We start from the raw sequence: 12,944 nt of genomic DNA, 5'->3' as shown, positions 1-12,944 counted from the left end.
AGGCGATTTCCGTAGCGTAGCGTTGCTTGTCGTTGAAATAGGCTGGAACAGTAATTACTGCTTGATTAATTTTATTTTTCTTGCCCATACTTTCTTGATAGGCTTGAGCATTTTTAACCACTTGTTTGATAATTTCTGCGGCTATATCTTCTGGTTGATACTCTTTACCGCCAAGCCAGATAGATATATTTTGCTCATTATCTGTGGAAGGAGTAATTTTATAACCAACTCTTTTTATCTGTTGCTGTACAATTTCATCGGAAAAACTACGCCCTAATAAATTTCTGATACCAGTAATTACGTTTTCAGGGTCTTGTAATAGTTGATTATAGGCTTCTTTTCCCACTATGAAATTATTATCACGAAAGGCAACCACAGATAGAACTAATGCACCATCTTTTCCTTGCACCACCTGAGTTTCTGCAAATTTAAAAGCTGCTATACAGTTGTTTAAACCAAAATGAATACCGACAATATTTCCCATAATTAAACCTCCCCATTAAATAATTCTTAAAGCCTTATATATTTCTCGAAAATCAGGTTCATAAGGACAAATTTCATAAGCCCATCTTCCTAATTGTTGCAATGTTTCCCAATCTAATTCTTTGGCTTTTGCACCATTTAAAGCAATCTCAATGCAGATAGAAGCAACTAAATGTTTTATCTCTCGATTCGATGAATATTTAGCTTTTCTTACGGCATCTTCAAAGCGATTTTGTTTCATTAATCTATCAATTTCTTGAGCTTCTATACTATATTCAAGACGACTCATTAAGTCAACCACTAAAGCATTATTATAATCAATTTTTTGTACTTCCTTTAGCTTATTAATAGCTTGAGAAAAAGATAGTTTTTCATCGGCTACTTGTTGAGAAATTTCCCTTGCTTTATATTCTGCTAAATAACTAGCAGATTGACTAGACTTTAATAAATCATACCAAAATTGAGCAAATTGTAAATGTTCGTTAAAGTCTTCAATTTTTTGTCTTTGTTTTTCACATAATCGGTTAATTTCTTGAATCCAATCTTGATTATTCTTAATCTCAGTTTGGGCTTTTTGTAAGCAAGTTTTTGCTTTTTTCCATGAGTTATTTTGTAAATGATAACAACCTTCATAATAATTCACTAACTGATAAGCAAATTTTTCTACTTCTGATAAGGGAGTTAAATTAGGTTTAATTTTTATACCCCTTTCTATATCATTTTTTAAACAAGCTGATACGGCTAATCCCCAATGGGTAAATAACATTCCTAAGTTATTTTTTGTCAAGGTAACATTTTTTAGTTGGGATTTATGCTGTTGATAAAATGCAGGAGTGATGAATATTTCTTGAATTTTTACTCCTGCATTCGGTGGATTTCCCATTAACTCAATGGCTAACATTTCTCTGCGAAAAATATCCCTTAATTGATAATATTTATTTAAGTTATTGTCTTTATATTTATCAATGGTATTTTCTACTATTTTGATTAACTCCTGTTTGGTTTTTTCATAGTCAATGGGATTACTTCCTAACCAAACTATATTTTGTAAAATCGGATTTTGTTGAATATTTACTAATCCTGTCGCCCATACTGCTATCCATTTTTCCAGATAATTTTTATCGATTTGAGCTTGATAATAAAGTGCGATCGAGATATTATGTAAATTAGTAATTGTTGGATTGTGTTTAAATTCTTTTTCTAGTTGATTAATGATTGTTATTAAATCAAAAGATTGCCATAATTGACGTTGTAAAGCAGGTTTAATATGTCTGTTTAAATTAGCCTCAATATTGGCATTATAACCATACTTTTGAATAAAATTTTCGCAAGAATTTTTGGCTTCTTGATACTTTTCTTCATTAACTAAATTTTCAATTTGTTGAATAATTTGTAAACGATTTCTTTGAATCAAAGTTTTTAAATCTTCTTTTTGTTGATTGACTAAAGGATGATGAATTTGTCTCCATTCTTTGATTACTTTTTCCCAATCATTTTTTTGTAGATAACAAAATCCTCGTAAATAATTAACATTTTCTCCCGTCAATTTTTCTAAACAAGATAAAGCGGAAGAATAGTTATTTTCTCTGATATAAATGATCGCTAAACGATAATTAGCAGAGTCTAAACTAGGTAGATGAGATAACGCCAATTGATATTGTTTTTTTGCTAGACTCAAGTTATCAATTTTTTCTGCTAGTAACCCTTGTCGATACTCACTTTTAGCATTAATAATAGTGTCTAATTTTTGCTTTAATTCTTCTCCATCTTGACGGCTAAATTTTGCCAACATTAATTGTAATTTATTTTGAGCTTTAATAAACTCTCCCTGTTGAGCTAAACTTTTTGCTTCTATTAGGGTGTTGTCATACTCTATTTGCAATTGAATTAAATTTTCTAATTCCCTAATTTCTGTGGTTACGGTAACTGATTTATAAATTTTTTCTGCTTGTAAAAGATAAGATAAACCTTGCTGATAATATCCTTTTTCTTTTTGATTTTTTCCTTCATTATAAAGAGACTGAAATCGATTTCTACTGTCAATTTTATCTTTTAAAATTTGCTCTTTAACTACATATTCAGTTTCATAAAAAAGTTGATTAGACTTAGTAAAAAAATCAAGAGCTTGAGTAATAATTGTACTGTCAAAAGGATCGTTTTTATCTAATTCCATAAGTGCTTTTCCTTGACTAGCTAAAGATTCCGCTCTTTGTAACTGCATTTTCCATGAAGTTAATTGCTTATCAACCTCAGATAATAAATTTTTTATGGTAAAATCTCTCACTAATTGTTCACGCCATGAGGGATTCTTTTTCCACAATTTTTTAATTTCTTCTGCTATTTTGATAGCTTCTTTTAGTTTCTTAAGTTGAGCTTTATTTTTAGCCTGACTAAATTTTGTTTGACTAATTTCACTATTATTAAAAACTGTTTTCGTTTTATCAAAAATGTCAAATACACCCATAGTTTTAACCTCTTGAATAGACTAATTATTAAAATTGTTTACAGGATTCCTGCAAATTAGGAATTAAAATTAATTGCCCAATTTCTAAATTTTGCGGAGAAGTGATACTCGGATTTGCTTCCGTAATTAAATGCCATGCACTGCCGTCACCATAAAAACGTAAGGCTAACATATAAAGAGAATCTCCTGATTTAATCCGATAATTAAAACCGCCACACCCGTTTAATTTTGGTTTTGTTTCTTCTACATTATCAACATTAGTAACATCTTGATTTGCTTGTTTTTGCAGGGCTTCTAAACTAGCATCATAGTTATTTTTAGCAATTAAATAACCGCTATAACTGCCCACTAAAATACCAATGAATAATAAAATTAATAATAAAGAAATAAGCCATTTTTTATTACTAGGTTTATTTTCTAAAATTGGCAACTGTTTTAACATCCGAATTGTTGATAAATCTGTATCACAATTAGGACAAATATTCGTTTCAATTTCAGTACGATCGCACACTGGACAAATTAATTTTTCAGTCATAAAAACTCCATTATTTGTTATTTTGTATGGTGGGTGGTGTATTGCCTTATAATTAATATTTAGGTAACAAATAAAGTTAATTTAAGCTCTAAAAAATTGAAAAATATTACCAATAAAACTTAAAATAGGTTGTACTATTGCCCAAATAAACTCAATAAATAAACTTAAAATGCCCCATTTATAACTTTTTTTTGCCTTTTCTTTTTTATCTAAATTCATAATTTTTTTCAAAATTGTCAGGGTAAAACTGAATTTTATTTAATCGCTTTAGCCGATTTTAGCTATTAGCCTTGTCAATTTATTGCAAGGCGATTTATTGATAAAAACCCTTGTCTCGCAAAGAAATAAATTTCATTGCTAATAGCGTAACTCTACTAAAGTGAGTTAATTTCATTTCAATTACTGATATTAACGGGTTAAACCAGTGGCGATCGTACCTGTGGGTAAATCTTGATCGAGATACTCCCGTACTTCTTGGATTAAATCTGGTAAAATCCTATCGGCGGTTGTTGTGTTTCCCCGTTGAATGGCATCTAATTCGGTGTAGAATTTATTTTCTAATACCTTGCCGTGCGCTGGTGCAATACGATTTGCACGAATGATGCCTAATTGAACTAACATTAGAATATGGACTAATTGAGGTAAATTCTCATATTCTTGTTTTGCTTCTTCGGTTAAATGTTGCATTGCAGAGAAATTCTTAGTTTCTAAGGCTTGTTTCATTTTTGGAATGAGAATATTTAAACGATTAATTTGATCATCATGGAGAAAGTGACGACAATATTCAAGGGCAAATTCAAAATCTGCTAGATACATTTTTGTATTACTAACATCTTCTGAAGCAAAATTCTGCAACTCATTTAGTTTTTCTTGGGCTACTTCTAGTCGATCGCGCTGTAAAACTCCGTTAAGATAAATTTGATTAGATGCCCTTACTATCTCTCCAGCTAATTGATTGGCACTTTGTACCCCATATTCCGTTAAGACACCCTCTTCATTAAGTTGAGAGATAGCTTTTTCAACATCTTGGTTGATTTTTTCATCCTGATTACCACGAGAAAAACTACCACTAACCTTCACGGATGGATTATTAGCTAAACAAGCTGTAATTTGTAATGCAGAATTTTGTTCATCTAATTCCGCATAAACTTTAACTTCAGTACCTTTACGATAAGGTTGATCTAAAGCCAACCACATATCGCCAATACGCTCATCATTTTTGGTGAAATCAATACCCTCTTTCACTTTATCAGGGCTAAAAAACTTAAAATGGATTAATTCTTGCCCATCGGCTTCGATTTTAAAAGTGTGACTTCTTTGATGAATTGGTAAGAATTCCCCTTGTTTAATTAATGGAAAACGAGGCTCGTCCACTAATTCGATACAATAATCACGGGATACAGTGCCGACAATTTCTGTTACCCCTGCCGAAACAATACCCGCACCTTCAGCAACGGCATACATCGGGCGAGGATGCACCACCACTTTATCACGACCAAAAGCCTTTTTGACTTCCTCTTGTACTAAGGGTATCTGACTTGAGCCTCCCACCAACAAAATAATATCGATTTGATCTTCAGAATCACCAGAATATTTGATAGCATCCCGACAAATTTTAATACTACGGTTGACTAAGGGTAAAATCATCGCCTCAAACTCACTGCGAGTAATCTTGACACTAACGGGTATCGCCATGCCAAACTCATCGAGAAGGGGAGTCGAAGGATTAACCATCGCTTCGGTTTTGCTACTCAAGTCAATTTTTGCCCTCTCTGTTGCCATTTTCAAATCCGCTTTAAACTGCACTCGCTGATAATAAGGCATCTTACCGATTAAGCTGTCAATACTGTCTAAACCTTCTTCCTTCGCTACCTTCTGCTTCACTAACTCTGCTAATTTATCATCAATATCATCACCCCCTAACCACAAATCCCCAGCTTTACCTGACTCTATAAACTGACTACCTAAAACAGTCAGTAAACATGAGTCAAAAGTACCACCTCCAAAGTCATATACCAGAATAGTTTGTACATCATCGCTATTAGGGTTAAAACCGTAGGAAATAGCGGCCGCAGTAGGCTCAGGCAATAAAATTGGTTTTCCCAAACCTGCTCTGATAGAGGCGATTTCCGTAGCGTAGCGTTGCTTGTCGTTGAAATAGGCTGGAACAGTAATTACTGCTTGATTAATTTTATTTTTCTTGCCCATACTTTCTTGATAGGCTTGAGCATTTTTAACCACTTGTTTTAAAATCTCAGCGCTGATGTCTTCGGGTTGATATTCTTTTCCTCCTAACCATACCGAGATACTATTTTCTGTACCCTGACCGGATTGAGTGATTTTATAACCAAAGTTTTTTAACTGTTGTTGCACTACTTCATCACTGAAACCACGCCCCATTAAGCGTTTAATGGAGATAATAACATTTTCTGGATCTCGCTTTAAATCTTTATACGCATCCCTTCCGACGATTAAGTTATTATTTGATAAACTTACTACTGATTTTACTAAAAATCCATGTTGAGGATCACTAACCACTTGAGTTTTTTCCCATTTAAACGCCGCTACAGAATTAGTTGTACCTAAATCAATTCCAACGAAATTTCCCATATTTTTACGAATTTCACTATTTAATTTTTATTCCCTATTTATATATCAGTAGAGAAATGAAAATTTATGCGCTTTTTTCAAAAAAAAACTTGTAGGGTGCAAAATTTGTGAAATAAATGCTATTTGGTAACAATTTATTGATTTTCTCTTGTCAATTTATCTGCCATTTGTTTGGTTAAAGTAATTAATTCTGTGGGAACTAACATTACTGTTGTGGTATTATTTTCAGCTCCAATTTCTGTTAAAGTTTGTAACCTTCTTAATTCTAACGCTATGGGATTATTCGACATTTGTTGACTGGCTTCTGATAACATCACAGATGCTTCTTTTTCCGCTGCGGCTTTGATTAAACGAGATCTTTTTTCTCTAATTGCTTCGGCTTCTTGTGCCATTGCCCGTTGCATCGATTGAGGTATTTCTACATCTTTCATTTCTACTCTTTCGATGATTACACCCCAAGGTTCAGAAATTTCATCGACAATTTCTTGAATTTGAACATTCATTTTATCTCGATTACGGAGAATGTCATCAAGAATATTTTGACCTAATACATTGCGTAAAGTAGTCATGGCAGCTTGATAAACGGCTGATGTATAATCTTCGATTTTATTTATCACACGTTCTGGATCTAAAATGCGATAATACAATACAGCGTTGACTTTTACCGTAACACTATCGGCAGTAATGGTTTCTTGAGATTTTATTTCGACAGTTTTCGTACGAATATCAACTTTGGCTTTTTGGTCAATTAATGGTATTGTCCAATATAATCCTGGCCCTTTGATACTATTCATTCTACCCAGTCGAAAAATTACCCCTCTTTCATATTCTCGATCAATTTTAAAACCCGTTAGAGCAAAAATGACGACGGGGATAAGTATTGTGAAGATTCCTTCCATAATTAATAGGGAGCTTTTAACTGTTAACAGATTTGTTATTTCTCATTTTATAAGTTATTTCCTCTAAAGATAGGAAGAATTGATCCTTAGTACTTAATACTTAATAATTGATGCTGATTATTTAACCATCATAACTTTATTTATAGCGTTTTTCATTATGGTGAGATCTCTATAAATCTTGCTAACAATGGGATGACTGCCCCTTGCCGGTACTTCGCTTATGGGAAAATTGTGATATTTTTTCAATTAAGTTTAATTATTTCCCATGGCAACTAAAATAACAATACCAAAAATAAGACGATACCAGACAAAAACCCAAGTATCTTGTTTCTGTAAAAAACGAATTAACCATGCAATGGCAAGGTAAGAAAAAATCCAGGAGGAAATTAAACCCACAGTCAGGGGGATAGCATAAGAAATTTTTAAACCTTGCTCAAAAACATCTTTTAATTCCACTAAACCGGCTAAAGTAATAGCTGGAATACCCAATAAAAAAGAAAAACGAGCAGCAGTTGCCCTTTCTAAATTCATAAATAAACCAGCAGTAATCGTTGAGCCTGAGCGAGAAACCCCTGGTATAATAGCAAGAGATTCTGCTAATCCCATTAAAATGCCATCTTTTGTTGATAATTGGTCAAAATTTCGCTGATGACTGCCAATTTTTTCTGCCATACCTAATAAAATCGCCATCACAATAGAAGCTATCGCAATAGTAGTTAAACTGCGAAAAGGAGAATTATCTAAATCTGGCACTAAAATTTTTAAACCTAAGCCAAATATTATGATCGGAATTGTACCAATAATGATACCTAGACCTATTTTAAATTCTTGAGCTTGATAATTTTTGGTTTTAACCGCTTTCAAAATACCCATGCTTAAATCTTTTAAATCTTGACGAAAATACCATAAAACCGCCACAATACTTCCTAATTGAATAATAGCGGTAAAAGTTACCCCCGGATCACCCCAACCTAAAGCAACTGGTATCACTTTAAGATGTGCCGTGCTACTAATAGGTATAAATTCTGTTAAACCCTGTATCAAACCGAGAATCAAGGCTTGAAAAATATTAAGATCAACGGAAGAAGTATTCGTTATGGTGTTGTTATTTTGAGCGACAATGAGGGGTTGAGAAAAGAAAGCGAGTAACAATCCCCCCATAACACCAGAAATTAAGGTATGAATTTGCGATTTTGATTTAGACATTCACTCACAGTGGTAATTATAGCAACGAGTTTTAGATTATATCTCTTTTTGCACTTGTGCTACCTTTTCTAATTTTCCTTGTTGTTGATAGATAATTTTCGCTTTTTCTAACATTTCTTTGGCTTCTGGTTTTCTACCTCTATCTTTTAATAGTAAACCTAAACGATGATAACCATAAGGATTTTGTGGTGCTAATTCAATAAAACGGCGATAAGCCACAATCGCTCGAAAATAATCTTGTTTTTGTTCTAAAATTCTAGCAGTACCGCCGTAGGCTTGAATCGATTGATTATCTAATGCTGAGGCTTTTTGATAAGCTAAAAGGGCTTTATCCCAATCTTTTTGTTGCTCATATACCATTGCCATTTTTAAGACAACTTTGGGATTATTCGGCTCATTTGCTTCTAAAATCTTTAATTGTTCTAATCCTTGCTCCGATTTTTCCTCTTTAAAATAGGCTGTTGCTAATTTTAATCTTAAATCATCATTGTTCGGAAATTTGGCGATCACATTTTCTAAAAAAGCAATGGCTTCAGTATTTTTATTTTGCTGATAAAGAGCCGTGGCCATCATATCATATGCAGTTTCATTCTTACTATCTAAAGCAATAATCTGTTGATAATAACCTTCTATCGGGCTATAGTCACCATTTCTGAGGAATAAAACTCCTAAAGCAATTAAATTATCTGGGTTTTTAGGTTGTAGGGCAACAGCCCTTTGATAGGCATTTATCGCCTGAGAATTATCGCCAATTTGAGCAAAACTATAACCTAACGCGGTATAAAAATCACTATTATCAGGGGCAAGAGAAATAGCTTGTTGATAAGCATTAGCCGCCGATTTATAATCTCCAAGAGAAGCGTAGAGATAACCCATACCAGAAAATATTTTCGCATTCCCATTATCTATGGTAGCCGCTTGACGATAGATAGAAAGTGCATTGTTGAAGTCACCAATCGTAACGTATTGTTTACCTTTTTGCAGTAAATTATTTAACTCTTGTCGTTGTTGGGAATTTAATTTTGTTGATACTGTGGGCGAATTTTGAGCTTGTGCTGATAAATCTATGGGGATTAAACCCATACCTCCTATAAGTAAAGAGACGATTATTTGAGGGATAATTAGTTTATACACTCCGTTTTTAACCTCCGTTAAACTTAAAGAATCTTAATATTAGCACGAAAAAAGTCTATAGGCAATTAAACTAAAATTGATTAATACTAAGTTCTTCTCTTAGTACAAAAAAATGCCTAAAGTAATTGATATTAGACAATAAGTAATCATTATTAAGATGGACAATTTTAAAGCTAAAGAAAAAGTTTTCGCCTTATTATTAATGCGATTTAAAGTTACCCCAAAAGATTCCTTAGAGATAACTAACCAATGGTTTAATAATTATCCTGATAAAGATTGGCTTTTTTTAGAAACTTGTTTACGCAATCATTTAGTCAGGTTAGAAAATAATCAATTAATCAATTTATATGAAGAGCGTATCATTAAAATCGTTAATGATCTCAGGGGTAATAAAGGCTTAGAAATTAAAGATCGAAAATATCGTTTAACAACTTATCCTTTATGTTTTATTGGCTCTGAAGCGGTAAAATGGATGGAAAAAAATTATATCATATCAAAATCAGAAGCCATTACATTAGGACAAGAATTAATGGATTTAAAAATTATTCACCATGTAACCGATGATCATAATTTTAAAAATGACTATTTATTTTACCGTTTTTATCTTGATGAATAAGATGAGGAATGAGCAATTATTTCACGCTACTAAAGATAAATTGTTTTTAGATACCACCTCTTTATAAAAGTTTCTTAATTGAGCCGTTGCACAACTCCAGCCCCATTTTTCTGCCTCTAAACGAGCATTTTGCCTTAATTGCTCTCTCTCTTCTTTATCACCTAATAAACGAGTAGTAGCAGCGATCGCACCATCAGCCTCATCAGGATTAAACATATAACCATTAACACCATCAGTAACAATATCAGGAATTCCTCCCCGTCTAGCCGCAACCACTGGGCATCCTGCCGCCATAGCTTCTAATAAAACTAATCCTAAAGTTTCGGTGGAAGAAGGAAAAACAAAAGCATCTGCTGAAGCGTAAGCTGCCCCTAATTCTGATCCATGTAAATAACCGACAAAATTTGTGTTAGTATTAGCAAAATGTGTTTCTAATTCTGGTCTAGCTGGACCATTTCCGACAATGGCTAATCTAGCTTCTGGAATACTCTCTAAAACGGGCTTAATCTTATCAATTTCTTTTTCAGCCGAGACTCTACCCACATATAATAATAATGGTGCTTCAGGATGTCCTTGAGATAGTTTATTTCTCATGTGAGACGAAGCTAAACTAGGGTGAAAAGAATCTGTATCAACCCCCCGTTGCCATAAATCAACTCTTTCGATACCATGACTAATTAATTCATTTACCATAGCGGTAGAAGTACAAAGATTTAATTGTGCTTGGTTATGGGCTAATTTCAGTAATTCCCATAAAATTCCTTCAAAAGCACCTAAATTATAATGATGAAGATATTGAGGTAAATGAGTATGATAAGAAGCCACAAGAGGAATGTTAAGTTTTTTTGCGTAGTAAATTCCTCCAACCCCTAAAACTGCGGGGTTAACCACATGAATTAAATCAGGTTTAAATCTTTGTAAGGCAAAATTAATCGAAGGGTTAGGAATTGCTAATTTTAATTCGGGATAAAGGGGTAAGGGAATGCCTTTAATACCGTTAATTCTTGCTCCTTTATATTCTTTTAAACCGCCTTCAGGAGAGAAGATTAACACCTCATCTCCTTGTTTTTGTAGATGCTCAACGGTATGTTTTAAGCGGGTAACAATGCCGTCAACTTTGGGCAAAAATGTTTCAGTAAATAGGGCGATACGCATAAATAATTGATAGTGAATAGTCAATAGTCAATATTAACTAATCAATATATCACTACTGGCACAATTTACTCTTTTGGTTCTTATTTTTTTTATTATCTTTAATTAAAGTAAATTCCCTTAAGCAAAGAAACCTAACTCCTTTATTTGCTAAGTTTCTATTCCATGGCGATCGCATAAATAGGATCGGCTCAAAAAGTCTATCGATTAGGGAGACTCTTATGACTCTTATGACTAGGAGAAATACTGAAAAATCAAGGTTTTGATGTTATTAATATATTCTTTTAGTCTATTTATAATCAATAAAAATAAGGTCAAAAGTGTTAAGTTTTTGAGTAAAAATCACTAAAACTGTGCACTTTTTTGTTAATGTAGTATTTCTAAACTCTTGATTTTAATAGCTTTCTGATTCCCAACAGCAACCCCTAAGTAGCATTGACATACTCGCCTGTTACAGCTTCAGCTTTACGGGCGATTCTGAACAGCCAATTACTTGACCATTACTCCACTGAAACAAACGTGCGTTGTACAGGGTTGCTAGGCTCAACAACTAACGTCATTGATGTATCCTGATTTCTCAAATCTGTTATTTCAGACTTAGCCGTAACTTTCTGATGTTCTACCAGTAGCTTGGATGGACTAATTCCAAGAATTTCTAGTCCTTTTTTGCCAATATTAATTGATGCTTGATTGTCTGAGTCTGCGATGAATCCGCAATTAGTACAAACAAATTTTTCTTTATTTCTACTAGCGGAGTCAACATGACCACAATTTGAACAAGTTTGAGATGTGAACTTAGGATTAACTTTTAAAACTATACAGCCAAACTTCTCAGCTACCGACTGTATTTTAAGTATTAATTCTCCCCAAGAACAATCACGAATTAAACGATTTAATGCTCTTTTTGCTGATTGATTATTCTTTAAATATTTACCATTTTCATCTTGTTTTGGTTTACATCTTTTACTCATTCCTTGAATGTTTAAATCTTCAAGAACAATGACATCTGCTAACTTAACTAAATGATGAGAAATATTCCATTGATAGTTAGTTCTTTGATTAACTATTTTTTGGTCAATGCCAGCTAGTTTATGAAAGGCTTTTTTCTGATTTTTAGAGCCTCTCTTTTTTTGACTAGCTTTACGCTGTCTAATAGTTTTAGTTCTTTCTAATTGTTTTTCAAACTGAGGATTTTTAATCTGTTCTCCGTTGCTCAATGCCAACAATTTTTTCACTCCTAAATCACAACCTATTACTGATTTAATTTGGTCTAAATCTTTGGGTTGTGACTGAGGAATAGACTTATCCTCAACGGAAATAGAGACATACCAATCATCAGCTTTTTGCCTAACAGTAACAGACTTTAAACTAAAACCTTTAGGTATTTGACGAGACTGAAAAAACCGCATCCAACCAATACTAGGAAGATAGATTTTATTGCCTTTTAACTTTACTTGATTCGGTGAATAGTTAAAACTTTTAAATCGCACTCTAGTCTTAAATTTTGGGTATCCTCTACCTTCAAAAAAATTCTTGAAAGCAGTATCTAATTTACGCAAATTTTGCTGTAAGACCGTTGAATGAATTTTTTTATACCATGTTCTAGTTTTCTTTAAATTAGGTAATTCTGAAGATTGCATTTCATAGGCATTACGTTTTTTATCACCTTTAAAAGGTTCTCCTAATTGTGAGTGTTTAGATACAGAACAAGTTAATGAACAACATTCCGCTTTGGTGTGCAAGTCGCAGTAATTACCCATTTTAGGCTTTTTGACTTGCTCATAGCTTTCAATCCGATCTCTTAGACAGAAATTGTAATGAGAACGCAACATATCAAGCCAATTA

10 protein-coding genes and 1 pseudogene are annotated in these 12,944 nt (G+C 33.0%); 1 reads left to right on the top strand and 10 read right to left on the bottom strand.

Features of this window, described 5'->3' with window-relative positions; genetic code table 11:
* The 8 genes from FWJ34_RS13565 to FWJ34_RS13530 all read right to left on the bottom strand — a co-directional run.
* Positions 1-484, bottom strand: a 484-nt coding sequence (locus FWJ34_RS13565) for an Hsp70 family protein (RefSeq protein ID WP_308255863.1), incomplete at its 3' end; no start/stop codon positions are given.
* Positions 485-499: 15 nt separating this feature from the next.
* Positions 500-2,947: a peptidase M, neutral zinc metallopeptidase, zinc-binding site gene (locus tag FWJ34_RS13560; RefSeq protein ID WP_308255862.1), complete on the bottom strand. Its 2,448-nt coding sequence runs from the start codon at positions 2,945-2,947 to the stop codon at positions 500-502.
* Positions 2,948-2,975: 28 nt separating this feature from the next.
* Positions 2,976-3,482 (bottom strand): LysM peptidoglycan-binding domain-containing protein, encoded by a 507-nt coding sequence (locus FWJ34_RS13555; protein WP_308255861.1) that lies wholly within the window; start codon positions 3,480-3,482, stop codon positions 2,976-2,978.
* A gap of 81 nt (positions 3,483-3,563) precedes the next feature.
* A complete protein-coding gene (locus tag FWJ34_RS13550; RefSeq protein WP_308255860.1) occupies positions 3,564-3,701 on the bottom strand; it encodes a hypothetical protein in 138 nt (45 codons plus the stop codon).
* A gap of 189 nt (positions 3,702-3,890) precedes the next feature.
* Positions 3,891-6,092, bottom strand: coding sequence for an Hsp70 family protein (locus FWJ34_RS13545; protein ID WP_308255859.1), 2,202 nt, complete (start codon positions 6,090-6,092; stop codon positions 3,891-3,893).
* 134 nt (positions 6,093-6,226) lie between these two features.
* Complete coding sequence (locus FWJ34_RS13540; RefSeq protein WP_308255858.1) at positions 6,227-6,991, bottom strand: slipin family protein; 765 nt, start codon at positions 6,989-6,991, stop codon at positions 6,227-6,229.
* Between the two features lie 252 nt (positions 6,992-7,243).
* On the bottom strand, positions 7,244-8,197 hold the full coding sequence (locus FWJ34_RS13535; protein WP_308255857.1) for an undecaprenyl-diphosphate phosphatase: 954 nt from the start codon (positions 8,195-8,197) through the stop codon (positions 7,244-7,246).
* A gap of 36 nt (positions 8,198-8,233) precedes the next feature.
* Positions 8,234-9,331 carry a tetratricopeptide repeat protein gene (locus FWJ34_RS13530; protein ID WP_308255856.1) on the bottom strand — a complete coding sequence of 366 codons (1,098 nt, stop codon included), beginning with the start codon at positions 9,329-9,331 and terminating at the stop codon, positions 8,234-8,236.
* Positions 9,332-9,488: 157 nt separating this feature from the next.
* On the opposite strand from FWJ34_RS13530, the gene FWJ34_RS13525 reads away from it, so the two are divergent.
* Positions 9,489-9,947: a hypothetical protein gene (locus FWJ34_RS13525; RefSeq protein ID WP_308255855.1), complete on the top strand. Its 459-nt coding sequence runs from the start codon at positions 9,489-9,491 to the stop codon at positions 9,945-9,947.
* A gap of 21 nt (positions 9,948-9,968) precedes the next feature.
* On the opposite strand, the gene FWJ34_RS13520 is transcribed toward FWJ34_RS13525, so the two are convergent.
* Together FWJ34_RS13520 and FWJ34_RS13515 are read right to left on the bottom strand one after the other, a co-directional pair.
* Complete coding sequence (locus FWJ34_RS13520) at positions 9,969-11,102, bottom strand: glycosyltransferase (protein ID WP_308255854.1); 1,134 nt, start codon at positions 11,100-11,102, stop codon at positions 9,969-9,971.
* 448 nt (positions 11,103-11,550) lie between these two features.
* Positions 11,551-12,944: pseudogene (locus FWJ34_RS13515) on the bottom strand (RNA-guided endonuclease InsQ/TnpB family protein); the annotation flags it as partial.

This window comes from Geminocystis sp. GBBB08 (assembly GCF_016743215.1).
GTDB lineage: Bacteria > Cyanobacteriota > Cyanobacteriia > Cyanobacteriales > Cyanobacteriaceae > Geminocystis.
This window is presented reverse-complemented; position numbering and strand designations above follow the sequence as displayed.